Genomic DNA, 25591 nt, shown 5'->3' with positions numbered 1-25591 from the left:
CGAGCATTTTATCATTTATTCACTCATTAAACCGTGAGCTTTTAACTTTTTACGTAAAGTACCACGGTTTAAGCCTAGAATCTCGGCAGCACGTGTCTGGTTACCACGTGTATATTCTAGAACTACAGATAAAAGAGGTTTCTCCATTTCTGCTAGCACCATGTCATACACCTGAGAAGGTTGCTCGCCTTGCAATTGAGCAAAGTAATGGCGAACTGCGCGATCAACGTGGATACGAAGAGCGACATCAGATTGTGCAGTAAAAATAGGAGATTTGCTATTCATGCGAATTAATCCGAAAAATCAGATATCACTTGGGTAAAGTGATATATAAATGTGGTCTATAAATAAATGAACCCCGTTTTAGATCCTAAAACGAGAGTTCTAAAACTGGAACATTTAGCTTGCCACAACTCACAGCGCTGGTCGAAAAATAAGCGTAACAATAGATTAATAATTGTTACAGACCAAAAATCGAAACGAAAAAACCTGCTCAATACGCGTTATTGAAAATAAGGCGCATTCTGCGAGTTTCTATTTGTTTTGAATTACTGAGGAGTATGCAGCACTAAGCTTACGTGGCGCGTATCATACCATTGTCTTAGAAAAAGTGAGCAAGAAAACTGCACTTTTTTTACATTTTTTTTTAATTTTTAAGGCTTGATAATTTCTAAATTATAGGTATCAAAGCTTTTTCGGGTCACTGGCAGCTGAATTTCAAACTTGAATGGGGTATTTTTTGGAATCCGCTCAATGCTGGCCAGACTTTTAATTAAATACTCTTTCGGTTCGAGTACATAGGACGCCACTTCTTCATTATCATCTTTTAAGGTGATTTTCAGTTTTGGCAATACCAAACTCTTGTCATGAAAATTGATCAGCTCGCCGGAGAACAAGGTATGTTCATGGTCATAGCGTTTCACCCGCACACGGTTAATTGAAATCAGGCTGTACTGCTTTTCAAAGGTTTCACAGTTAAACAGCTGGCAGACCCCGTTAAAAGCCACAGTCAGGGCAGGGCTGTTGTTCATGAATTTCGGGTTAAACCATAGAATCTGGAAAATCAGCAAACCGACCAGACTAAAATTGACAATACCCCACAGCGTGTAATAGCCCGCACCATGTTTCTTGCGTTCTTGCTGCAGTTCATTTTCAGACAGATTCATCGAAGGAATACTGGCAATCGGTTCGGTACTGAAATAATTCAGATTGTTTAAGTAGGTCTTTAAATCAATATTGGAATGTTCAACCTTACGGTCAAAAATATCCAGCAGATGGGTTTCATGTGTGTCGTCAAAAGCCAGACCATGATCGGCCAGAACCGGCGAACTGACCTGTCCATCAGTAAAACCGTTGTATTCGAGTTGGGTTGGCGCAGGCTTTGGCTGCACCAGATGCGAGAGTGCATTAAAGGTAGAGGCACATTTGGGACAGCAAACCATGCCCTGAGCCACTGTAAGCTGTGCAACAGAAACTTTATAGGTGGTTAAACACTCGGGGCACTTGGTCTGCTTTTCACTCATAAGATCTATAGAGGTTGATTAATGCGGCTGGCGCTTCCCGGAAATTCGGCACCAGTTTTCTTCACGTTTTTCGACCTCTAATATATCAAAAAATTCAGAATAAACACTAGAAACTTCAGCAACTTGCTCTTCGATTACACCTGCAAGTGCGAACTCTCCCTCAGATTTGGTTAAAGTTGCGAATTCAGGCGCAAGCATCATTAACGGGCCAGCCAGGATGTTGGCAACCAGTACATCGGCTTTCTGATCTTTTAAGGTTTCATTAAACTCTTCAGGCAGACCGACAAACAGACGATCCAGTACGCCATTCAATTCAGCATTTTGCTGGGTGGCTAAAACCGCCTGCGGGTCAATATCAGTGGCATAGACTTTTTTCGCACCTAAAAGTAGGGCAGCAACACCTAAAATGCCAGAACCGCAACCATAGTCGATGACGATTTTATCTTTAACATCGGTTTTACCTAACCATTGCAGGCACAGGAACGTTGAGGCATGGTTACCGGTACCAAAGGCCAGACCCGGATCCAGTTTAATATTCACCGCATCTGCTTCAGGGGGCTCTAGCCATTCCGGTACAATCCAGAATTTTTCAGCAATCTGGATTGGCTCGTAATAATCCATCCATGAGCGTTCCCAGACCTGATCTTCCAGGAATTCGCTACGCATTGGTGCATCTGGCAGTTGAGTGCGAATGAAAGTTTCCAGCGCAGCCACATCAATTTCTTCGTTTTCGTCCTGTGCATAAATACCGGTCACAATCACCTTGTTCCACAGCGGTGTTTCGCCTGGAAGTGGTTCAAGCAAGTCCTGATTTTCAGCATCATCCAGCGTTACACTCACGGCGCCAAGTGAGCTGAGTAATGTTTCAGTAAAGTCGACTTGAGCTTGATCAACAGTAATATGTATTTGTAACCACTTCACAGGAATAACCTAATTTGTTTTTTCAAAAGGATATTGTAGCGGAAGGCAATCGGTTTCGCCTACCAATGTACAAAATAAAAAGGATGTCAGTGCGACATCCTTGGGTGAAAAAGTGCTTAACTGTTTGCCACCACAGGCTTGGGTTCGGCAATCGGCACAAAGCGGTTTAATAACATGCCGAAGATGGCAGCGAAGATATACATGAAAATAGAATAGACTGCCGCCGGCATGGCCACGGTTGAACTGGCCATAACGGTTAAGGCAATGGTCATGGCAAGCGTGCTGTTATGAATCCCGATTTCAAAGGCACTGGCGCGGGCCTGGGCGCTATTAATCCCAAACAGGCGTGGGACGAAGTAACCAATCACCAGACTGGAAATACAGAACAGTGCGGTAGCCAGGCCAATATCACCAATATAATTCAGGATATTGTGTCGCTCCTGCACAATGGCCCCAATGATAATTAAAATCAGAAAGATCACTGCAAAAATCCGTAAGGGCTTGTTCAGTTTCTCGGTCAGTCGCGGGGCATAATGACGAATTAACATGCCAATAATCACCGGCACAATAATAATCCCGAATACCTGCAAGATTTTACTGAATTGCAGGCCAATGCTTTGGTCAGCCTGTAAAAAGTGGGCAATTGCGAAATTGACGATAATGGGTAAGGTCAGTGCTGCAATCACCGAGTTAATTGCGGTTAAGGTAATGTTGAGCGCCAGATCGCCCTTAAATAAATAACTGAACAGGTTGGCGGTACTGCCACCCGGCGAAGCAGCCAGCAGCATCATGCCGACGGCCAGTAACGGCGGTAGTGCCAGAATTTTACATAATAAAAAGGCAGTCCCGACCAGCAATACCAGCTGGCAAAATAGTGCGACCAGGACTGCTTTGGGGTGTTTGGTAACGCGTGCGAAATCTTTGGGCGTGAGTTCCAGCCCCAGCCCAACCATAATAATGGCCAGCGCCAAGGGCAGCATAACGGTAATAATGCCTGAATCCATATGACCTTCCTGTCAAATTTATCCTTGTGAGAAAAGACAGTTGCATCATGCAAAATATCTTTTACTGTTTATTCAAATTACTCTATGACTTTCTGTTTTACCGAATTTAACGGCATTCGTCTAGCCAGTAAATGTCCAAAGATCAAGGCAAACATATACATGAAGATGGTGTAAATGGCGGCAGGAATGGCAATCTGGGTGCTTTGTAGTACCGACAGTGCCAGGGTTAAAGACAGCGCGGTGTTATGAATACTCATAAAGAAACCGCAGGAGCGCGCCTGCTGTTCGGAAATGTCCATCAGCTGTGGCAGCACATAACCGGCCACCAGACTGACAAAAGCATACAGGGCGGTGGCCAGTCCAACCTGTTCCATATACTGCGCCAGCTGATAGCGCTCCTGAAAGAGCGCGAAAAAGAACAGGGCAAAAATAAAATATACCGACATGCGCCGAATCGGTTTACTCAGCCGTTTGGCCAGCTCTGGAAAAGACGAGCGAATGGCCATCCCTAAACAGACTGGTACTAAAATTAGCAGGAAGGTATAGGCAATCCGCTCAATCGGCATGCTGATTTCGGTCTGATCGGCCATGAAATAGCGCATGGCAATACTAATCACAAAAGGCAGGGTTAAAATGGCCATCACCGAATTGATGGCGACCACAACAATATTTAAAGCCACATCGCCTTTATAGACATAGCTGAACAGGGCAGAGGTAGAGCCGCTAGGGGTGGCCGACAGCAGCATTAACCCCACTGCCAGCAAAGGAGGCAGTTCTAAAAACAGGCAGAGAATAAATGCCAGTCCAACCAGCAAGACCTGCCGGGTAAACAAGGCAATAAAAATGACTTTCGGTTGCTGATTGACCCGAATAAAATCTTTAGGGCTGAGTAGCAAGCCCAAACCCATCATTAATACCGCCAAGGTTAGCGGTAGAAAGAAGGTAAAAATGCCGCTTTGCATGGCATCATCCTATTTAATTCTTATTTTCCCCAGTTTCAGTGTAATTGAGTTGAGTTTTAAATCAACCATAAAAATAATAAAAACAGCCATTTACTTGGTAATAAATGGCTGTTTTCTTGATTGAGTTCACATATTTTGGCTAGATGTGAATCGGGTTGGAGTTTACATTTGAGCAGGACGCGGCGGGGTAAATCCAAGGGCACATTTACCACGAACTTCTGCACCGGAAATGGTTGCCGTGGTTGCATTCATGTCTTGGCCACAGGTGGTATACAGTGCAGCTTCATCACCCTGAATATCGAGTTTTCTGTCTGCCGGGAAGAACTGTGGCTGGCAGGTACCGTTCCAGATAATGCCACGATAGGCAAAGCTGACCGCAGCACCTTGAGATTTGCCTTTACAGACATTCTGATAGCGCTGTGAATCGTACACTTTTTCAACTTTGTCATTTGCCTGTACAGCTGCAAATGGAGATAAACATAAACCGCAGAGGATGGATGAGAGGAGTATCTTCTTATTCATAATTCGTACCTGTGCTTGTTTGTAATGAGTACATGATTTAGGATAAAAAATAATCAAAATAAAACAACCTATATCTGGTTAATTTTTAATATGAAATGTTTTTATTTGCAGTATATCTGCAACGTTCATTTACATTGCCAGCCAATCAATCAGGTGAAAAACCACGAGAAAATCCAAATAAAATTGACTTAATCTGTCAACTTATACGCCGGCTTTTGCTATAATATTCTGTCATTTCTTTTTATCTCTCAATTTACCACTATGCATTATCCTAAAGTTTACGATGTCATTGTTATCGGCGGCGGTCACGCGGGTACGGAAGCGGCTTTGGCTGCGGCGCGTATGGGCCGACAAACCTTGCTCTTAACTCATAACATTGAGACTTTGGGGCAGATGAGCTGTAACCCGGCCATTGGTGGTATTGGTAAATCGCATCTGGTGCGTGAAATTGATGCCTTGGGCGGTGCGATGGCGCTGGCTGCCGATAAAGGCGGGATTCAATTCCGTATTCTGAACTCGCGTAAAGGTGCTGCAGTGCGTGCCACACGTGCGCAGGCTGATCGGGTTCGTTATAAAGCCGCGATTCGTGAAACGCTTGAGAACCAAGCAAACTTGGATATTTTCCAGCAAGCAGCAGATGACCTGATTGTTGAAGGCGATACTGTAAAAGGTGTGGTCACCCAAATGGGCATTCGCTTTGATGCCAAAACGGTAGTATTGACTGCCGGGACCTTCCTGGGTGGTGTGATTCACGTCGGTCTGGAAAAATCCAGCGGTGGTCGTGCCGGTGATCCGCCCTCTATTTCTCTGGCACACCGTTTACGTGAATTGCAGCTGCCGGTGGGCCGTTTAAAAACCGGGACTCCACCGCGTATTGATGCACGTTCAGTTGATTTTTCGGTGATGACGCCGCAGCCGGGTGATTTCCCGTCTCCAGTGATGTCATTTATGGGCGATGCGTCGATGCATCCTGAACAGGTTAACTGCTATATCACCCATACCAATGAAAAAACCCATGACATTATTCGTGGTGGTTTGGATCGTTCGCCAATGTATACCGGCGTGATTGAAGGGGTAGGTCCACGTTACTGTCCTTCGATTGAAGATAAAATTCACCGTTTTGCCGACAAAGATTCGCACCAAGTGTTCTTGGAGCCTGAAGGCTTAGATACCCACGAGCTGTATCCAAACGGTATTTCAACTTCACTGCCTTTTGATGTGCAGTTTGAATTGGTACGCTCAATCCGTGGTATGGAAAATGCCCATATTCTGCGTCCGGGTTATGCGATTGAATATGATTACTTTAACCCACAAGCGTTGAAATTCACTTTGGAAACCAAAGCGATTAATAACCTGTACTTTGCCGGTCAAATCAACGGTACCACCGGTTATGAAGAAGCTGGTGCGCAAGGTCTGCTTGCAGGTTTGAACGCTGCACGCCGTGCCTGGGATCAGGAACAGTGGACGCCAAAACGTGATGAAGCGTATATGGGCGTACTGGTTGACGACCTGATTACCTTGGGAACCAAAGAACCGTACCGGATGTTCACTTCACGTGCCGAATACCGTTTAATGCTGCGTGAAGATAACGCAGATCAGCGTTTAACCGCGATTGGCCGTGAACTGGGTCTGGTCGATGATGCGCGCTGGAATGCTTACTGTGAAAAAATGGATGCAGTTGAGCGTGAAAAAGGCCGTTTACAGCACTTGTGGGCTGCGCCAAATAACCCGATGGGTAAAAAATTCGTTGAAATGACCGGTGCTGATCTGTCCAAAGAATGTTCTGCAATTGACCTGCTGAAACGTCCAAACATCACTTTTGCGCAAATTGCCGAACTGACTGGCTCGGAAGTGTCGCAGCAAGTCGGTGACCAGATTGAAATTGCGGTAAAATACGAAGGGTATATCAACCGTCAGCATGAAGATGTGGCGCAGATGAAACGTCTGGAAGAAACCAAAATCCCGGCTGATTTTGATTATGACGGCGTATCCGGTCTGTCGCGTGAAATCACCATGAAGCTGAAACAGGTATTGCCGGAAACTCTGGCGCAGGCCAGCCGTATTCCAGGCGTGACTCCTGCGGCAGTTCAATTGGTGATGATCACCATTCGTAAAAATGCCCAAGCCCGTAAATCTGCTTAAAAGATCCTAATTTGTGAAAAAGCCCGCGGTTGAGATCGCGGGCTTTTTTATGTGCTGAATAAATAAAGTGGAAATTGAGTTTAAGAAAAAAACAGATTTAAGCTGCAGATCTTATGATTTCACAGATGATGTTGGAAGCGTTACAGTCATCTTATCCAAACAGAGAGGAGTGCACGATGACCTTAAAAAACCATTCGTTATAATACGGCTGAATTGGCATGCTAACAGTAATCGCATCCTGTTCAACTTCCCTAAAAATCAGCAGCGATAACAAAAAAATTGAAAAGAAAATAAGTAAATGTTAGGTCCCGAACTTGGGACCTTTTTTATTCATTGATTTGATGCACAGCGTCAGACACTTCTGCCGGCTCAATCTGTACCAGTTTTTTGCCAAAACTGCGCAGCCACCACACCAGTTGCGAGGTAAACGGCACATTGGAAATGACCTGATACAAGCCATTGTCCAGCTGGATAATCTGCTGGTCTTTGCTTAAACGGGTTTCTTCAAAATAATGTGCATCGGCTTCTGACATGGTCAGTTTCAACTCGATATTTTCAGTCGGCTTGCTGTAATCGACTCTAAAGCCCAGCGCGCCGGATTCAATATAGGCATCAATATCAAAATTAACCGGATGCAGGGCGCGGGAATTTAATACCTCCGCCGATTTAAAGCGATGCAGGGCAAAGGTCTGAATATCGGTTTTGTCGTGTCGGGTGCAAATCAGATAAATCACTGCACCTTTTTGTACCAGCGCCAGCGGATTCAGAATATAGGTCTTTTCTTCCGAAGCGGTGGTACGTGGATGGTAAACACATTCCAGCTGTTTATCCTGCAATAAGCCTTCATAAATGGCCTGTTGTGCGCTTTTATCGACCACTGGCGGAATCAGCGGCTGAATGGCCGGCACAATCCGCACCCGGTTAATCCACTGGCGGACATTGTTCTGGGTCGACAGGCTGCGCCGTGCCAGATCAAACCACGGAGTCATTTCCTCAATCAGGCTAGGTGGTAACAGATGTTTGAGATGTTCTTCCACCATCATAAAGGTGACTGCCTGTGAGCTGGTCATGTGCGGCAGGCTTTGTAGCGGTGCATCGGAGCGCCAGCGCCAGCCTTGCGGGACGGTGCCATTATTTTCAATCGGGAAGCGCTGCGAAATCTGGTTTAAATCACGCTGGATGGTACGTAGGCTGATATCAATGCCTTCACGTTGCAGAATTTCCTGTAATTCACGGGTGCCCATCCATTTTCCGGTAGAAAGGCGGGACAGGATTTGCCACTGGCGATAGAGGCTATTGGACGTTTCTTTTTCTTGTGTCGACATATTGGAATCAGCGCTGAGATAAATATTGGAGAGTACATGGCTATAGTCCACACAATAAGAAATGTCATGCTTTTTGGCAAGTGGCAGGCACGAGGTCTGGCGATAAATTGATACAAGATGAAGCAAAATAAGATTTGTTTTATCTGTACAGATCGGCGATAAAGAAAGAGTGAATGCTAAGTCACAATTATTGGCACTGGAATTGCTTATATAAAATTAGAAAGGATAACAATGATGAGGTTTGTATGCTGAAAGAAAATCAAGATACAAATTCAATAGATACAATAACATCAGACCATCTTTTAGAGCGGGTGCAGGTCTCGGTGACCGATATTTCGCTGCCGCAGCAAAAATCATCTGTATTATTCGAACAATTGAAATCTGAATTTTTTAATGAATTGTCGGGCGAACAGAGCCTTGCCGATAGTGCCGCGCAGAAAATCGAACAATGGCTGACCCAGCACAGTTTAGAAGAACTGACAGCACTGAATGATGCCGCCAAAGCACATTTTCTGTATCAGGGAATTACCTTTACCGTGTATGGCGATCAGGAAGGCATCGAGCGCACCATTCCTTTTGATATTATTCCGCGGGTTATGGCCCGGCAGCAATGGAATACAGTGGCCTTGGGCTGTGCCCAGCGTACCCGGGCGCTAAATCTGTTTTTACATGATATTTATCATCAACAGGATATTCTAAAAGCCGGTATCGTACCGGAACTGCAGGTGCTGACCCACGAAGCCTATCAGCCACATATGCTTGGTCATGGTCTGAAGGGTAAGGTCTATAGTCAGATTAGTGGCATTGACATTATTCGTGATCAGCACGGTGAATTTTTTGTGCTGGAAGACAATTTAAGAACGCCATCGGGTGTGTCTTATATGCTGGAAAGCCGTAAGATTAGCCAGAAACTGATTCCCCGGCTGTATCAGCAGAATAATATTCAGGGCATCGAGCATTATCCGCAGCTTTTAAAAGAAATTCTGGCCGAAAATGCCTATGTCGATTAGCCTTTTATTGTGGTGCTGACCCCGGGGCGCTATAACAGTGCCTATTATGAACATGCATTTTTAGCCCGTGAGATGGGTGTACCTTTGGTAACATCGAGTGACCTGTTTGTATTAAATGATAAGGTTTATGTGAAAACGGTGCGGGGCAAACAGCAGGTTGATGTAATTTATCGCAGGGTAGATGATGCATTTTTAGACCCGCTCTGTTTCAGACCGGACAGCACCTTGGGTGTACCGGGCCTGATGTCGGCCTATTTACAGCATCACGTCGTCATCGCCAATGCGCCGGGTACCGGGGTGGCCGATGACAAATCCATTTATCCTTATGTCGATAAAATGATTCATTTCTATTTGGGTGAACAACCAATCTTAAATAATGTCCCGACCTATCAATGCCGCGAAGCAGATGATCTGGCCTATGTGCTGGAACATCTGGAACAGTTGGTAGTGAAAGAAGCACAAGGTTCAGGTGGATATGGCATGCTGATTGGTCCTCAAGCCTCCGAGGAGCAACTGGCCGAGTTTAAAATGAAAATTCTGGCCGCACCGCAAGCCTACATTGCCCAGCCGACCCTGAATCTGTCGGTGAGTCCGACCTTAACCGAACAGGGCATTGCCGAACGGCATATTGATTTACGTCCTTTTGTGCTCAGCTCGCCTTATCGTACTGAAATTGTTCCCGGTGGCTTAACCCGTGTGGCCATGCAGGCCGGTTCGCTGGTGGTCAATTCATCTCAAGGTGGTGGCATTAAAGATACCTGGGTGGTTGATCCCTTACATTCATAACAACTCCCAAGGAGAATCATGTGATTTTACTGAGTCGTAATGCACAGCAGATTTTCTGGTTGGGTCGTTATTTGACCCGCATCCAGTATTTATGCAGTCAGTTTCCATTTAAATATAATGATGATGCCTTGCAGTATGCACACGCCTTCTGTTTGCCAGCCTTTGATGCGGCATCTTTAAATGAGCTGATTCTAAATCCGGAACAGCCCGCCTCTTTTCATCAGCAGTTTCAGTATGCCAAAGATAATATTCAGGATTTACGCGGGGTCTTGTCGGCACATGCCTATGCCGAATTAAACCAGTACATTAAAAATGCCAAAGAAAATCCAGCTTATATCTGTGATGTAGTTGGAGATTGTCATGAAGTCTTAGAAGCTGAAGCATCTGATATTTTCCTGTTCTTTAAACTGGGGCAGCATCTCGAGCAACTGGACCGGCAATTGCGCTTAAAGCAGGATATTCAGGGCACGGTCTATTATATTGAAGTGGTGGTAGGGTTATTGACCCAAGCCGGCTGGGATTCTTTATCCGAAATCTGGATGAAGCTGAAGCAGCAACCCGACAGCATGCATTTTTACCAGTTTAGTGACCATATTCAGCAACTGTTCGAGGCCGATGCATGAGGCTCATGATTAATCACCAGACCCATTATCATTATTCGGCACCGGCCTGTAACAGCATTCAATATATTAAAATGACCCCACCGAACAATGCTCATCAACAGGTTCATCATTGGGCGATTAGTGTGCCAGGGGAATCCGAGATTAAACAGGATGCTTTTCAGAATATCTGGATGACCAGCACCCAGCGCTTTAGCTATCAAAGTCTGAGTATTATGGCGCAGGGCATTGTCGAGTTGCGTCCGCAGATGCGATGGGGCCTGCAAGATCAGCTGAATCCCTATCTATTTTTACAACCAACAGCCAGCACGCTGTGCAGCCCTGAAATGCAGTGTTTTGCACGGCAGTATGTGTTGCAGGTGAATCGTGACAACCTGATCCGTTTGTCAGAAGCGATTTTAAGCCATATGCCATACCGTCCGGCCCAAACTTCGGTGCAGACCACCGCCATTGAAGCCTTTCAGGCCAAACAGGGCGTCTGTCAGGACCATGCCCATGTGCTGATTGCCATGTGTAAATCTTTAGGCATCCCGGCACGTTATGTTTCCGGTTATTTATATAGCAGCAACAGTTCACATCTTGCCAGCCATGCCTGGGTAGAGGTATTTTTAGAACAGCACTGGTACTGTTTTGATGTCAGCAATCTGGCTTTTCAGCCAGACTCGCATGTCTATCTGGCCGTCGGGCGGGATTATTGGGATGTGGCGCCGGTCCGTGGCGTAAGAGAAAAAGGCGGCATCGAGCACATGCAGACCATGGTGCAGGTTCTGGCCTGCTAAGTAATGGATGACAATTAAAAGGATAATGCTATGACGTATTGCTGTGCGCTGCGTTTAAAAGATGGTCTGGTGTTTATTAGTGATTCGCGTACCAATGCCGGGGTCGATCACATTTCGGTATTTCGCAAGCTGTATACCTTTGGCGTGGAAGGCGAGCGCCTGATTACCATTCAGACCTCGGGCAACCTAGCGACCACACAGGCAGTCATCGGTCATTTAAAAAATCATCTGACTTTAAACCAGGAACCGCATTTATATAGTGTCAAAACCATGTTTGAAGTGGCAGAATTGGTGGGTTGTTTGCTGAAAAAAGTCATTCAGGATGTTACCGACGATAAAGACGAGCAGCATAATTATTATTGCAATTTGCTGGTGGGCGGGCAGATTAAAGGCGAGCCGATGCAGCTGTATCATATTTATCCGCAAGGCAATTTTATTTGCGCCACGCGTGATACGCCGTTTTTCCAGATTGGAGAAAGCAAATATGGCAAACCAATTCTTGACCGGGCCTTACGCTATGATATGTCGCTGGAAGATGCCTTACGCTGCGGCCTGATTTCTTTTGATTCCACTTTACGTTCCAATGTGTCCGTGGGTATGCCGCTGGACTGTATGATTTATCATAAAGACAGCCTGCATATTCCTTTGGGCAAACGTATTTACGAAGAAGACCCGTACTTTGAATATATCAGCAAGCAGTGGTCCGATACCTTAAGACGCGGGTTGCAGGAATTGCCGGTGCCAACCGAAGATTATTTGACTTAAAAGCTCAGTCCCTTTATTTTAATCAAGTTTTCCTTGAATGATAAATCCTTAAGAAAATCAAAAAATATTCGTACAGATCATGATAAGGACTTGAATATGTTTCAGCTTTGCTATGCCAGCCAGAGTACCTCGACGGCTGAAAATTTACTGCAAGATTTACGCAATATTCTGATCGAAGCGCGCAATGCTAATACCCAGCATCAGGTATCGGGTGTGCTGTGCTATGCAGAGGGTTATTTTTTTCAATGTCTGCAAGGTGATGAACAGGCCGTTCAGGAAATTTTTGCCGGGATTGTTGGTGATCCGCGTCATCAGAATATCCAAATTTTTACCGAGAATCATGTTGCCCAGCAGCGTTTTCAGGATTGGGCCATGAAATATGTGATGCGTAATAGCGAGATCAAAGCCTATTTTCAGCAACTCGGTCATGCGCAATTTTTACCGCATCAATTAAATGCCACACAGGTTGATGGATTGCTTCAGGTGCTATATGAGGCGCTAAATCATTCGGTGGTAGATGAGGTGGCTTAAATCTGCTGCCTGCGTTATAAAAAGAATAAAAAAAGAACCTCCATTGAGATTCTTTTGTTAATCGAGCAGATTAAATAACTTTACGGTCCGGACGCTGGGTTAAGCGGCACAACAGCTCATAACCAATGGTGCCATTGGCTGCTGCGACATCATCCACTAATCGTTGCTTGCCCCAAAGCTCGACTTCCGTGCCTAACTGAACATCCAATCCAGTTACATCAATAGCAATCATATCCATGGCAACACGACCGACTACAGCTGCTTTTTGGCCTTTAATGGCGACAAAATTCTGCGCAAAGAAGGCACGTGGATAGCCATCACCGTAGCCAATGGACACAATAGCCAGTTGCATAGCTTTATCGGCAGTAAAGGTCGAGCCATAACCAACCTGTTCACCGGCCTGAATCTCATTTAAGGCAATAATTTCTGCGCTAAAGGTCATCACCGGTTTTAAATCTAGTGCATAAATATCTCGGTCTGCAAACGGAGTTGCGCCATAAAGCATGATACCGGGACGGACAAAATCAAAATGCAGTTCCGGATATTTATAGATGGCAGCAGAATTACAGCACGAAGCTAAAATCGGTGCGCAGTCGTTTTTTACTTCCAGAAACTGACGGATCTGTTCATCATTCAGTGGATGATCGGCATCTGCATTGGCGAAGTGCATCGCCAGAACACAGGTAAAGCCGGCCGATTTTAATTGCTGAATGACCTCTTTAATCACCTCAAGTTTAAAGCCCAGACGGTTCATGCCGCTGTTGAGCTTAACCCAGACTTTCAGATTTTTAGAGATATAGGCATCTTTGTGCGCAATGAGCCATGTAACCTGTTCAGGCTGATGCACCACAATCTCGATATTCCGTTCAATGACAATTGGCATTTCATCTTTAGTGAACACGCCTTCAATCAGGGTGATGGGTTGCTGGAACCCCAGTTCACGAATTTCCAGTGCTTCTTGTAAACAGGCGACACCAAAGGCATCGCTGTCTTGTAAGGCTGCTAAGCAGTCTTTAACGCCATGTCCATAAGCATTGGCTTTGACCATACTGACAATTTTGGCAGTTGGGGCAAGTTGTCTGACACGGTTTAAATTATATTGAAGCGCAGCGCGATCAATATAAACTGTAGCTTGGCGCACCCTTATTTACTCCTACAGGGTCATGGAAAGGCAATGATGGCTGAATTATTCATCATCATCGTACTGAGCATAAAACTCAGGGGAAAGGTTACTAAAGCGGGTGTATTGGCCTTCAAACGCCAGACGCACGGTGCCAATCGGGCCGTTACGCTGTTTACCAATAATAATTTCGGCAGTACCGGCTTCTTTAGATTCCTTGTTATAGACCTCATCACGGTAAATGAACATGATTAAGTCGGCATCCTGCTCAATCGCACCCGATTCACGAAGGTCGGACATTACTGGGCGTTTGTTGGGACGGTTTTCCAGCGAGCGGTTGAGCTGGGAGAGGGCAATGACCGGACACTGCATTTCTTTGGCTAAGGCTTTCAAGCTACGCGAAATTTCTGAAATCTCGCCGACACGGTTATCGCCCATGCCGGGTACTTTCATCAGCTGCAAATAGTCGACCATGATACAGCCGAGTTTGCCGCCGTGCTGTTTGGCAATCCGGCGCGCACGCGAACGTACTTCGGTTGGAGGGAGCGCTGATGAGTCATCAATGTATAAATGCTTTTCTTGTAGCTGTAAAATGGTGCCGGTGACTTTGGACCATTCATCGCCGCTGAGTTTGCCGGAACGTAAATTCCCCTGATGCACTTTGCCATACGAGGAAATCAGACGCATGGCAATTGAATCGGCTGGCATTTCCATGGAGTAAACCAGCGCCGGCAGGTCGTTATTGAACAGTACACTTTCAACCAGGTTCATGGCAAAGGTGGTTTTACCCATTGACGGACGGGCCGCAACAATAATCAGGTCGCCAGCTTGCATCCCCGAAGTTTTATTGTCCAGCTCGACAAAGCCGGTGGTCAGACCGGTAATGTTGCCATCCATTTGCGACAGCTCATTTAACTTGTCGAAGACATCGGCCACGACGGTATTAATGGCTTTCGGACCGGCATTTTTCTTGTTGTTATTGTGCTGCTCGGCAATCTGGAAAATATTGGTTTCAGCGAGGTCTAGAATTTCACTGACAGTGCGGCCTTTGGTGTCATAGGCATTTTGCAGAATTTCCGAGCTGACTTTAATCATGTTTCTTAAGGTCGAAAACTCTTTAATTTTAGCCGCATAAGTTTCCAGGTTATAGAAACTCGATGGTGAATCGGCCATCAGCTGCATGAGATATTCTTCACCACCAATGGCATCAAGCAGATTGTGCTTGATCAGCCAGTCATTGACCAGAACGGCATCATAAGGGGAGTTTTCTTTGGCCAGGGTATCAATGGCACGGTAAATATATTTGTGTCGCGTGGCGTAGAAATCGGATTCCTGTAATACATCTCCGACCTGTTCCAGTGATTCGGCCACGGTCATGAGGGCAGCCAGAACGGCCTGCTCAATGGCCAGGTTATGCGGCGGGGTGCGAAACTCTTTGAGTGCACCGGAATCGTTGCTGGAACTCTCTGTTTTGACTGGAGTTGGTTTGGTGTTGGCCAGCGCCTGTGACATATAATTCCCTGATTTTAATACGATGAATACCAAATAAAACCGGTGGTCTTATAGCATGAATTCAATAAACGGTGTAACCACAAATCATACGCGCTCTGGCAAAAAAAGCGAGCAGATTTTAAGAACGGATAGCTTACAAAAAGGTGAGGAGATTTTTACAGAAATAAAAAAAGAGCATGCCAAGGCATGCCCTTTTTTCTTGCGAGAAATTACTCAGATACGATAGTAACGAGAACTTCAGCAACAACATCATGGTGCAATTGGATTGCGATGTTGAATTCACCAGTGTGACGAAGCGCACCGTTTGGTAAACGAACTTCTGAACGGTCTACTTCTAAACCAGCGTTCGTTAACGCGTCAGCGATGTCACGAGTACCGATTGAACCGAATAATTTACCTTCGTCACCCGCTTTCGCAGTGATTACGATATTTACTTCGTTCAGTTGGTCAGCACGTGCTTGAGCAGCAGCCAATACTTCAGCTTCTTGCTTCTCAAGTTCAGCACGACGAGCTTCAAAAGCAGCAGTGTTTGCTTCAGTCGCAGCAACTGCTTTACCTTGAGGGATAAGGAAGTTACGGCCGTAACCAGCTTTAACTGATACTTTATCGCCTAATTTACCAAGGTTTTTAATGCGTTGTAATAAGATAATATCCACAGCTCAACCTCACTTATGATTGTCAGTGTAAGGGATCAACGCTAAGTAGCGAGCTTGTTTGATCGCAAGCGCTAATTGACGTTGGTAACGAGCTTTAGTACCTGTAATACGGCTAGGAACGATCTTGCCGTTTTCAGTGATGTACTGTTTTAAAGTATCGATATCTTTGTAGTCGATGTACGTAACGTTCTCAGCTGTAAAGCGGCAGAACTTGCGACGACGGTAAAAACGTGCCATTGATGTTCTCCTTATGCTTCAGCAGAGTCTTGGTTAACTTGTTGTGCTTCTTCACGTTGAGCTTTACGCGCACGTTTTTCTTCAGCACTCTTAGCCAGTAAAGACTCTTCAGTGATAGCGTTTTCACGACGGATGATTAAGCTACGAAGGATCGCGTCGTTATAACGGAACAATTCTTCAAGCTCATCAAGAGTCGTTTGACCACATTCAACGTTCATTAAAATGTAGTGCGCTTTGTGAATTTTGTTAATTGGGTAAGCCAATTGACGACGGCCCCAATCTTCTAAACGGTGAATTTGACCTTCAGCTTCTTTGATGTGAGTCAGGTAACGTTCTACCATACCCACAACTTGATCGCTTTGGTCTGGGTGTACCAAAAGTACGATTTCGTAGTGACGCATTGTCAGCTCCTTACGGTTTATGCAGCCCCTGACCAAATAGCCAGAAGCAAGGAGTCACAACCAGGGTTGTGTCGCAAAATTGCGAAGCGTGAATTTTAGTGCTTTTGCTAACGAAATACAAGCCATTGAACAAAGAGCTTGATCACTTATTTCAACAAAAGAGTGAGATGGGAAATTTTAGAAATAAACTTACCCATAGAAAGTAAGTATCTATAAATCAGAAAAAAGAGATCGAAGAAAAGAAAACCGGAAGCAGAAGGGGAGTCCCATCTTAAAAGATAGAGAGGGCTCTATCTTTTAAAAGAGGATGATTGAATTTGCAGGAGCTTGCGCAGTAATGCTGAAGCTTAAACTGATCACGGTAATTAAAATTACAGAGAACAGGAAAAAGCGCTTTGCCCACAGCTGATCATTTTCTGCTTTAAAGCCGAGGATGGCAATGTACAGCCAGTAAATACACAGGGCATTTAAAATGAGCAAATATAACCAGTTGGCATATCCAAATACAAATAAGGCATTCATGACCACCGTAAACAGAATCACATAAATTAGCGACTCTACTTTGGTGCGATACACAGAACGCGCCACAGGTAAAATAGGAATACCTGCATTTTTGTAGTCATCGAATCGGTAAATGGCAATGGCCCAGGAATGCGGCATTTGCCACAGTGCATAGCCCAGAAAAATAAGCAGGGCAGCCAGGTCAAACTGGTTTGCAACCGCAGTATAACCAATGACTGGTGGACTTGCGCCCGAAATACTACCAATAATGGTCTGATGAATGGTGGTGCGTTTGGTCCATAAGCTATAAAAGCCGACATAAACTACAAAACCAATCACGGCAAAAAGGAAAGCGTACGCATTTACCCCAAACCATAAAATACTAAAACCCAGTACACCCAGTACTAAAGCAAACGCTAAAGCAACCGGAACTGAAATGGTTTTTTTTACCATCGCACGATTTTGTGTACGTTGCATTTTTTGGTCGATGTCTTGGTCAATTACGTTATTAACCACACATCCAGATGCCACTACCAGGGTAGTGCCCAGAAGGGTAAGAAGCAGGAGAAGGAAATCTACAGAACCTTGAGTGGCTACAAAGTAGCCACCCAAAGTGGTAACGAAGTTACCGAAGAGAATTCCTGGCTTAGTCAGGAATAAATACTTTTTCAGCATGACAACCAGTTTAGATCATCATGTTGTAGTGAAGGTAGTTCATAATCCATACTGAACCGACTAACAGAATAGCGATACAGAGGATTGTATAAATAAACGCAATCACGTTCCAGCGTTGTTCTGAAGACGAGTTCATGTGCAGGAAGTAAACTAACTGTACAAGAACCTGAGCAACCGCAGTAATCGCAATAACTGTGACCAGCAGACCGCGGCTAAAACCACCTGCCATAACCATACCAAAAGGAATAACGGTTAAAATAACAGACAGGATAAAGCCAACAGAGTACTGCTTGAAGTTACCGTGTGATGCGCCAGCAGCGTTGTGATCGTGACCCATTATAGAACTCCCATCAAGTAAACGACGCTGAATACACAGATCCATACGATGTCAAGGAAGTGCCAGAACAAGCTTAGGCAAGCAAGACGACGCATGTTAGGTAGAGTCAAACCATATTTCTTGATTTGAATCATTAACACGATCATCCATACCAGACCAGAAGTAACGTGAATACCGTGCGTACCAACTAAAGTAAAGAACGCAGATAAGAACGCACTAACGCTTGGGCCATGACCAGCGTGAACTAAATGATTGAACTCATATAGTTCCATGCCAATAAAGATCGCACCGAAGATCCATGTGATGCCTAACCAAGTTAAAACTTTAGCAACATCTTTTTTGTATGCAGCCAGAACTGCAAAACCAAAGGTTACTGAAGAGATCAGCAGGGCGAAGGTTTCAGTTAAAACGAAACCTAAAGACTCGCCAAAAAGATCTTTTGCACTTGGAGTACCAACTGGAACGTGGCTGCTTAATACAGCGAATGCAATGAAGAGTGTACCGAAAATGATCAAGTCACTCATCAAGTAAGTCCAGAAACCAAAGACAGTGATGTCAGTATCATCGTGATGATGATGCTCATCGTGTCCGTGGTTGTCGTGATGAAGTACCTCAGCCATTGTCTTAGTCCTTCTTCAAGTGTTTTTCAAGTAAGGCATAACGTTCGTTTTCAATGCGTTCTACTTCTGCTGCAGGAACATAGTAGTCCACTTTCTTCGTGAACGAGCTCACGATGAACGAAATGATAGACGCGATAAACGTTACAACTACTAACCACCAGATGTGCCAGATAAGTGCAAAGCCCATTACTGTGATAAACATAGCAATCACAAAGCCCGCAGCACGGTTGGTTGGCATGTGGATGTCTTCGTACTTCGCTGGTTTCGCGTAAGCTACGCCATTCTCTTTGTCAGTCCAGAAAGTATCAATACCATTGATCTTTGGAAGATGCGCAAAGTTATAGAACGGAGCAGGAGATGAAGTCGCCCATTCAAGGGTACGGCCATCCCAAGGGTCGCCAGTGTGGTCAAGACGCTGGTTACGTTGCAAGAAGCCAACAATGATTTGCATCAAGAAGCATGCAATACCAATGGCAATCATTACCGAACCCACCATCGCGATCATGACATATGGGTCCCAATCTGGGTTGTCATATGTGTTCAGACGACGCGTCATACCCATGAAACCAAGGATATACAGCGGCATGAACGCAAAGTAGAAACCTAAGAACCAGAACCAGAATGCAGCTTTACCCCAAGTTTCATTCAGTCTCCAACCAAACATTTTTGGCCAGTAGAAAATGATACCTGCGAACATCGCGAATACTACACCACCAATAATTACGTTATGGAAGTGAGCGATCAGGAATAAAGAGTTGTGTACCAGGAAGTCCGCTGGTGGAACTGCCATTAATACACCTGTTAAACCACCGATACCGAAAGTCACTAGGAAGCCAAGTGTCCACAGCATTGGAGTTGTGTAGGTGATGCGGCCCTTGTACATGGTGAATAACCAAGAGAAGATTTTCACACCCGTCGGGATCGCAATAATCATGGTCATGATACCGAAGAACGCGTTAACGTTGGCACCTGCACCCATGGTAAAGAAGTGGTGAACCCATACAACGAAAGACAATACAGTAATTGCTACAGTTGCATACACCATTGATTTGTAGCCGAACAACGTTTTACGAGAGAACGTCGCAACAACTTCTGAGTAAATACCAAATGCTGGTAATACCAAGATATAAACTTCAGGGTGACCCCAAGTCCAGATCAGGTTTACATACAACATTGGGCTACCACCCATGTCGTTTGTAAAGAAGTGGAAACCGAAGTAACGGTCAAGCGTTAACATTGCAATTGTTGCAGTTAACACTGGGAATGAAGCAATGATCAGTACCGCTGTACATAAAGATGTCCAGGTAAAGATCGGCATGTCCATTAATTTCATGCCAGGCGCACGCATCTTGATGATGGTAACGAAGAAGTTAACACCCGTTAGAAGCGTACCTAAACCGGAGATCTGTAATGCCCAGATGTAGTAGTCCATACCTACGCCTGGAGAGTATTCAATACCTGACAGTGGAGGATAAGCCATCCAGCCTGTTGCAGCGAACTCACCAATTGCAAGTGAAACCATGATTAGACCCGCAGCACCAGCGAACAGCCAGAAGCTTAAAGAGTTTAATAATGGGAAGGCAACGTCACGAGCACCAATCTGTAAAGGTACAGAGATGTTCATCAAGCCTACTACAAGACCCATTGCCACGAAGAAGATCATGATCACACCGTGTGCGGTGAAGATCTGGTCGTAGTGCTCAGGGTGTAAATAACCTTCGCCACCACCTCGTGCAAGGAATTGCTGAAGACGCATCATGATCGCATCGGCGAAACCACGCAGCAGCATGACCACAGACACGATGATATACATGATACCAATTTTTTTATGGTCTACAGATGTGAACCATTCATTCCACAGGTAACCCCATTTCTTGAAGTAGGTAATACCCGCAACAAGAACGAGACCGCCCAGGATCATCATTACAACTGTAGCCTGTACGATTGGATCGTACGGAATTGCATCTAGTCCTAACTTACCAAACATGTCTTATTCCTCTACAGAAGCAGTCGCATGTTCAACGTTTACATGAGCTTCTGAAGCAGGCGCTTCAAGCGCAGTTTCAGCTTGAGCTGAATGGTCTGCACCATGATAGTTACTCATGTATTTATTGATCACAGATTCAAACAAGCCTTGCTCTACAGAAGAGTAATAAGTCACAGGATGTGGCTGAGTCTTATAAGGACCTTCTGCTTCAGCAGTTGCAGCAAGTTTTTTCTCTAGTTCTGTTTTCGCGTTACGAACCATTGCATCAATTTGTTTCTGTGAACGGTTACCGTCACGTAAAGATGCAAATTCAGCTTGATCTAGAACTGTTTTTTGAACAGCTTCAGGATTGATCGTTGTGCCTTGTCCGGCTTTAACCGCAGTTACCCATTGATCAAAATCAGCTTCAGTTACAGAGTGAGCAAGGAAGCGCATTTGAGAGAAACCGTAACCTGAGTAGTTAGACGAGAAGCCGCGGTATTGACCAGTGCTGTTCGCTAATAGGTTCAGGTGAGTCTGCATACCCGCCATTGCATAAATCTGACCAGACAATGCAGGGATAAAGAACGAGTTCATTGTAAAGTTAGATGTTAAACGAAGGCTTACCGGCGTTTGCTCTGGGAAGCGGATTTCGTTAACAGTCGCAATGTTCTGTTCTGGGTAGATGAAGATCCATTTGAATTGTTCAGCAATAACCTGAACAGTTAATGGAGCCTTATCTGACTCGATTGGACGGTATGGGTCATACTTGTGGGAACCCCACCAAGTTAACCAAGCTAAAATACCAATAATAATAACCGGGATACCCCAAACCACGATTTCAATCGCAGTAGAGTGTGCCCATGTTGGTTTATAGTCTGCATCTTTATTTGATGCGCGATATTTCCAACCAAACCATAATGCCATGATGATTGAAGGAATCACCACTAATAGCATCAAGTAGATCGCAGTCATCATCAGGTTCGATTGACCTTCAGCAACTGGACCTTGCGAGTTTAGAAGTACCATATCACCACCACACCCGGTTAAGAGTGCAGCCATCGTAGATAAAGACAATACAGCTAAAATCGTTTGTCTCATTTTACAACCTCGGTGAAGAGTCCCATTCCCTAATTTAATTATGGGATAGCGATTATAGTGTCGCATGATTGATAAGTATTTTTTTGACGCAAAAATCCTTGTCAATCATGATACACCGCTACGTTGTAGGGCATTATGCCTGATATCGACAAACTAAGCTACTCAAAAAGCGGCTTTAAATGACTGTAATAAAAACTGATTCTGTCACTCGGAATTAACTTTTTTACGAAATATTTTTATTTGTATATCAATGTAATGAATAAAAAAGGGATGAAATTTCATCCCTTTTTTGATCTTTTATTTTTCTTGCTTTACGACTTTGGTTTTGGCCAGTTTGTCATGCAAAGTCTGACGTTTTTCACCCAAAGCGAAGATATAATCGGCAATTGTAATAAACGGCATGAATAACAGATTCAAAATAATGAAAACCAGGGTACGCAGGGCAAATACGCGGGTCAGGCCTACTTTGCTATGGTCTTCAGCATCAACAATCTTGATTTTGGTTAAACGTTTACCAATACTCTGTCCACTTTTGGCCAGCAGAAACGCCTGAATCCCGAGCATAATCAGCAGGTAAATAGCCATCATTTGCCAGGCATCGGCAGGAATCAGGCGAAACAGTTCTGACTGTAGTTGCACGGCCTGATCAGAGCTGGTGGCTGACTGCATTTTCTGTTGCAGTTCAGACAGTTGACCAAACTGGTCCTGCGTTAAAAAGAAAGATGGAATGGCGGCAGCCGGTAACCACAGCAACAGGTCAATAATTTTCGCCAGTGCACGGGTGCCGATAGAGGCCAGTTCGGTTTGAGTGGCTTTTGCTTGCGGCTGGTTCAGGCTTGAATTGTTATAGCTGGCAGTATTCTGCGGCTGCTGAAACGGTGATGCTTCCGGTGCGGCCGGCGCAGGCTCGTAGCCTTCAGGTTGATATACAAGTTTACCTTGGGTGAGCTCACCTAAAGCTTTCCATTCTGTCATCCCTTGATGCCATGCAAGATCTGTCAGTAACACTTGCTGGCTGGCAAGCATCTGGTTTACTTGCTCCAGGGTATATGGACCGGCTTGTTGATTATTTCGTGCCAAGTAAATCTGCATAAAGTTTAAATCTCAAATCTATAAATAAAAAAGACCCAATGAATGGGTCTTTTTTAACATGTTTTATTAAGCTTGTTGAGCTTTTTCTTCAGCAAGGAAGAACCAGGTGTCTAATACTGAGTCTGGGTTCAGCGACACAGATTCAATCCCTTGTTCCATCAGCCATTTTGCCAGGTCAGGGTGGTCAGATGGACCTTGACCACAGATGCCGACATATTTGCCCGCTTTACGGCAAGCATGAATCGCCATCGACAGCAGGGCTTTTACCGCTGCATCACGTTCATCAAACAGGTGAGAAACAATACCTGAGTCACGGTCTAAACCAAGGGTTAACTGGGTCAAGTCGTTTGAACCGATTGAGAAACCGTCGAAGTGTTCAAGGAATTGCTCAGCCAACAGGGCGTTGGTTGGTAATTCACACATCATGATCACTTTCAGACCATTTTCACCACGTTTCAGGCCATTTTGTGCCAGCAGTTCCATCACACGTTTCGCTTCAGCCACAGTGCGTACAAATGGAATCATGATTTGTACGTTGGTTAAGCCCATTTCATCACGGACTTTTTTCAGTGCGCGACATTCAAGCTCGAAGCAGTCACGGAAGTTGTCTGATACATAACGGCTTGCACCACGGAAGCCCAGCATTGGGTTTTCTTCTTCCGGCTCGTATAACTTACCGCCAATCAGGTTGGCATATTCGTTTGATTTGAAGTCAGACATACGCACGATGACTGGCTTGTCTGCAAACGCGGCTGCCAGCGTTGAAATACCTTCTACCAGTTTTTCCACATAGAATTCAACTGGAGAAGTATAACCCGCAGTACGTGCCATTACGGCTGCACGTGTTTCACGTGGCAAGCTGTCAATATTCAGTAGTGCTTTTGGATGCACACCAATCATACGGTTAATGATGAACTCAAGACGTGCCAGGCCAATGCCTTCGTTTGGAATTTGCGCGAAGTCAAATGCACGGTCCGGGTTACCCACGTTCATCATGATCTTGAACGGCAGCGCAGGCATCGACTCGATTGAGTTACGTTGTACTTCAAAATCTAAAGCACCTTCGTAAATGAAACCGGTATCACCTTCAGCACAAGATACTGTCACTTCCTGACCGTCAGTCAAGACTTCAGTGGCATTACCACAACCCACAATTGCAGGAACACCTAATTCACGCGCAATAATCGCAGCGTGACAGGTACGACCACCACGGTTCGTGACAATGGCAGCGGCACGTTTCATCACTGGTTCCCAATCCGGGTCGGTCATGTCAGAAACCAGTACATCACCGTCTTGGACTTTGTCCATTTCTTTAATCGAGGTTACGATGCGAACTTTACCAGACCCGATACGCTGACCAATTGAACGGCCTTCACACAATACCGTGCCGCGTTGTTTCAGCAGGTAACGCTCCATGGTGCCCACGTTTTGACGACTTTTCACTGTTTCCGGACGCGCCTGAACAATGTAAATTAAACCGTCATCACCATCTTTGGCCCATTCGATGTCCATTGGTGCACCGTAGTGCTCTTCAATGATTAACGCCTGTTTTGCCAGTTCTTGCAGTTCGTGATCGTTTAAGGCGAACTGTTGACGGTCGGCTTTTTCAACATCAACCACAACCACAGATTTACCAGCCGCACCTTCTTCACCATAAATCATTTTCTGGTGTTTAGAACCGAGGTTACGACGTAGAACTGCGTGTTTACCTGCTCTTAACAGTGGCTTAGAGATATAGAATTCGTCCGGGTTGACCGCACCTTGTACCACCATTTCACCCAGACCGTAAGAAGCCGTAATAAAGACTGCATCACGGAAACCAGATTCTGTATCCAGGGTGAACATTACACCTGCGGCACCTGTTTCTGAGCGCACCATGCGTTGTACGCCAGCAGACAGGGCAACAACATCATGGTCAAAGTTTTGGTGTACACGGTAAGAAATTGCGCGGTCGTTGTACAAAGAGGCAAATACTTCTTTAATGGCAATCAGGACGTTGTCGATGCCACGGATGTTCAGGAAGGTTTCCTGCTGACCCGCGAAAGAAGCATCTGGCAAATCTTCTGCAGTAGCAGATGAACGAACGGCAACCGCGATGTCAGGGTTGCCCTTAGAAAGTTCTGCGAAAGCATCGCGGATTTCTTTTTCAAGTTCTGCCGTAAGCGGAGTGTCGACAATCCATTGACGGATTTTTGCGCCTGTCTCAGCAAGAGCATTGACGTCATCTACATTTAACGTTTTAAGCTCGGCTTGAATTTTAGCGTTTAGGCCACTTTGCTCGAGAAATTCACGATAAGCTTGAGCCGTTGTCGCAAAGCCACCTGGTACAGAGACGCCAGCATTAGACAAATGGCTGATCATTTCGCCCAGAGATGAGTTTTTCCCACCTACGAGCTCAACGTCGTGTTTCCCTAATTTTTCTAGACCAATTACGCGCGCTTCCAAAGTTATTACTCCACTTTTGCAGTATTAATCACTATCTT

Annotated in this window: 24 protein-coding genes and 1 pseudogene; 6 read left to right on the top strand and 19 right to left on the bottom strand. The window is 45.1% G+C overall.

Annotation, left to right across the window (positions count from 1 at the left end):
• Positions 1–15 precede the first annotated feature (15 nt).
• The 6 genes from fis to ACPEPR_RS05900 form a co-directional block, all read right to left on the bottom strand.
• Positions 16–285 carry a DNA-binding transcriptional regulator Fis gene (gene fis, locus ACPEPR_RS05925; RefSeq protein ID WP_001086304.1) on the bottom strand — a complete coding sequence of 90 codons (270 nt, stop codon included), beginning with the start codon at positions 283–285 and terminating at the stop codon, positions 16–18.
• Positions 286–653: 368 nt separating this feature from the next.
• Positions 654–1523 carry a DUF3426 domain-containing protein gene (locus ACPEPR_RS05920; protein WP_163170224.1) on the bottom strand — a complete coding sequence of 290 codons (870 nt, stop codon included), beginning with the start codon at positions 1521–1523 and terminating at the stop codon, positions 654–656.
• 18 nt (positions 1524–1541) lie between these two features.
• Entirely contained in the window at positions 1542–2444 is a 903-nt protein-coding gene (gene prmA, locus ACPEPR_RS05915; protein ID WP_005178769.1) for a 50S ribosomal protein L11 methyltransferase, read from the bottom strand.
• Positions 2445–2560: 116 nt separating this feature from the next.
• Positions 2561–3448 (bottom strand): bile acid:sodium symporter family protein, encoded by an 888-nt coding sequence (locus tag ACPEPR_RS05910; protein ID WP_423562076.1) that lies wholly within the window; start codon positions 3446–3448, stop codon positions 2561–2563.
• 77 nt (positions 3449–3525) lie between these two features.
• Positions 3526–4410, bottom strand: coding sequence for a bile acid:sodium symporter family protein (locus ACPEPR_RS05905; protein WP_104471037.1), 885 nt, complete (start codon positions 4408–4410; stop codon positions 3526–3528).
• Between the two features lie 162 nt (positions 4411–4572).
• The gene (locus tag ACPEPR_RS05900) at positions 4573–4932 is read right to left on the bottom strand and encodes a hypothetical protein (RefSeq protein ID WP_045794918.1); all 360 of its coding nucleotides are present in this window, start codon (positions 4930–4932) and stop codon (positions 4573–4575) included.
• A gap of 261 nt (positions 4933–5193) precedes the next feature.
• Between ACPEPR_RS05900 and mnmG the strand changes: the two genes are divergently transcribed.
• On the top strand, positions 5194–7074 hold the full coding sequence (mnmG, locus tag ACPEPR_RS05895; RefSeq protein WP_016659103.1) for a tRNA uridine-5-carboxymethylaminomethyl(34) synthesis enzyme MnmG: 1881 nt from the start codon (positions 5194–5196) through the stop codon (positions 7072–7074).
• A 326-nt stretch (positions 7075–7400) separates the two neighbouring features.
• Here the strand turns inward: mnmG and ACPEPR_RS05890 are convergent, their stop codons facing one another.
• Positions 7401–8399: a helix-turn-helix transcriptional regulator gene (locus ACPEPR_RS05890; protein WP_005178762.1), complete on the bottom strand. Its 999-nt coding sequence runs from the start codon at positions 8397–8399 to the stop codon at positions 7401–7403.
• Between the two features lie 245 nt (positions 8400–8644).
• Between ACPEPR_RS05890 and ACPEPR_RS05885 the strand changes: the two are divergent.
• From ACPEPR_RS05885 to ACPEPR_RS05865, 5 genes and pseudogenes are all read left to right on the top strand, one after another.
• Positions 8645–10195 (top strand): annotated as a pseudogene (locus tag ACPEPR_RS05885) (circularly permuted type 2 ATP-grasp protein).
• A 20-nt stretch (positions 10196–10215) separates the two neighbouring features.
• Complete coding sequence (locus ACPEPR_RS05880; protein WP_045794921.1) at positions 10216–10818, top strand: alpha-E domain-containing protein; 603 nt, start codon at positions 10216–10218, stop codon at positions 10816–10818.
• A complete protein-coding gene (locus ACPEPR_RS05875) occupies positions 10815–11594 on the top strand; it encodes a transglutaminase family protein (RefSeq protein ID WP_005178754.1) in 780 nt (259 codons plus the stop codon). The genes ACPEPR_RS05880 and ACPEPR_RS05875 overlap by 4 nt, the downstream gene beginning before the upstream one ends.
• Before the next feature lie 30 nt (positions 11595–11624).
• Positions 11625–12359, top strand: coding sequence for a proteasome-type protease (locus ACPEPR_RS05870; protein ID WP_168398725.1), 735 nt, complete (start codon positions 11625–11627; stop codon positions 12357–12359).
• Positions 12360–12455: 96 nt separating this feature from the next.
• A complete protein-coding gene (locus tag ACPEPR_RS05865) occupies positions 12456–12890 on the top strand; it encodes a BLUF domain-containing protein (protein ID WP_016659098.1) in 435 nt (144 codons plus the stop codon).
• 70 nt (positions 12891–12960) lie between these two features.
• Here ACPEPR_RS05865 and alr read toward each other — a convergent pair whose 3' ends face one another.
• From alr to ppsA, 12 genes are all read right to left on the bottom strand, one after another.
• Complete coding sequence (gene alr, locus ACPEPR_RS05860) at positions 12961–14031, bottom strand: alanine racemase (RefSeq protein WP_104491610.1); 1071 nt, start codon at positions 14029–14031, stop codon at positions 12961–12963.
• A 45-nt stretch (positions 14032–14076) separates the two neighbouring features.
• Positions 14077–15522, bottom strand: a complete 1446-nt coding sequence (dnaB, locus tag ACPEPR_RS05855) for a replicative DNA helicase (RefSeq protein WP_005178744.1) — start codon at positions 15520–15522, stop codon at positions 14077–14079.
• A 209-nt stretch (positions 15523–15731) separates the two neighbouring features.
• Complete coding sequence (gene rplI / locus ACPEPR_RS05850; protein WP_005178742.1) at positions 15732–16178, bottom strand: 50S ribosomal protein L9; 447 nt, start codon at positions 16176–16178, stop codon at positions 15732–15734.
• A 9-nt stretch (positions 16179–16187) separates the two neighbouring features.
• On the bottom strand, positions 16188–16415 hold the full coding sequence (gene rpsR / locus ACPEPR_RS05845) for a 30S ribosomal protein S18 (protein WP_004719336.1): 228 nt from the start codon (positions 16413–16415) through the stop codon (positions 16188–16190).
• A gap of 11 nt (positions 16416–16426) precedes the next feature.
• A complete protein-coding gene (rpsF, locus tag ACPEPR_RS05840; RefSeq protein ID WP_005178734.1) occupies positions 16427–16816 on the bottom strand; it encodes a 30S ribosomal protein S6 in 390 nt (129 codons plus the stop codon).
• Positions 16817–17113: 297 nt separating this feature from the next.
• Positions 17114–17992 carry a heme o synthase gene (gene cyoE / locus ACPEPR_RS05835; RefSeq protein WP_005178733.1) on the bottom strand — a complete coding sequence of 293 codons (879 nt, stop codon included), beginning with the start codon at positions 17990–17992 and terminating at the stop codon, positions 17114–17116.
• A 10-nt stretch (positions 17993–18002) separates the two neighbouring features.
• Entirely contained in the window at positions 18003–18332 is a 330-nt protein-coding gene (locus tag ACPEPR_RS05830) for a cytochrome o ubiquinol oxidase subunit IV (protein ID WP_171065104.1), read from the bottom strand.
• Positions 18329–18949, bottom strand: coding sequence for a cytochrome o ubiquinol oxidase subunit III (gene cyoC, locus ACPEPR_RS05825; RefSeq protein WP_005178726.1), 621 nt, complete (start codon positions 18947–18949; stop codon positions 18329–18331). Before cyoC ends, ACPEPR_RS05830 begins: the two co-directional genes overlap by 4 nt.
• 4 nt (positions 18950–18953) lie before the next feature.
• Positions 18954–20936, bottom strand: a complete 1983-nt coding sequence (cyoB, locus tag ACPEPR_RS05820; protein WP_104491607.1) for a cytochrome o ubiquinol oxidase subunit I — start codon at positions 20934–20936, stop codon at positions 18954–18956.
• 3 nt (positions 20937–20939) lie between these two features.
• Complete coding sequence (gene cyoA / locus ACPEPR_RS05815) at positions 20940–22016, bottom strand: ubiquinol oxidase subunit II (protein ID WP_005178724.1); 1077 nt, start codon at positions 22014–22016, stop codon at positions 20940–20942.
• A 297-nt stretch (positions 22017–22313) separates the two neighbouring features.
• Complete coding sequence (locus ACPEPR_RS05810; protein WP_075166879.1) at positions 22314–23108, bottom strand: RDD family protein; 795 nt, start codon at positions 23106–23108, stop codon at positions 22314–22316.
• A 66-nt stretch (positions 23109–23174) separates the two neighbouring features.
• Positions 23175–25553 (bottom strand): phosphoenolpyruvate synthase, encoded by a 2379-nt coding sequence (gene ppsA / locus ACPEPR_RS05805; protein WP_423562067.1) that lies wholly within the window; start codon positions 25551–25553, stop codon positions 23175–23177.
• Between the last annotated feature and the right edge of the window lie 38 nt (positions 25554–25591).

This window comes from Acinetobacter sp. AND/436, from assembly GCF_049546925.1.
GTDB lineage: Bacteria > Pseudomonadota > Gammaproteobacteria > Pseudomonadales > Moraxellaceae > Acinetobacter > Acinetobacter indicus.
Note: the sequence above shows the minus strand (reverse complement) of the source record. Positions and strands in the feature narration are given on the sequence as shown.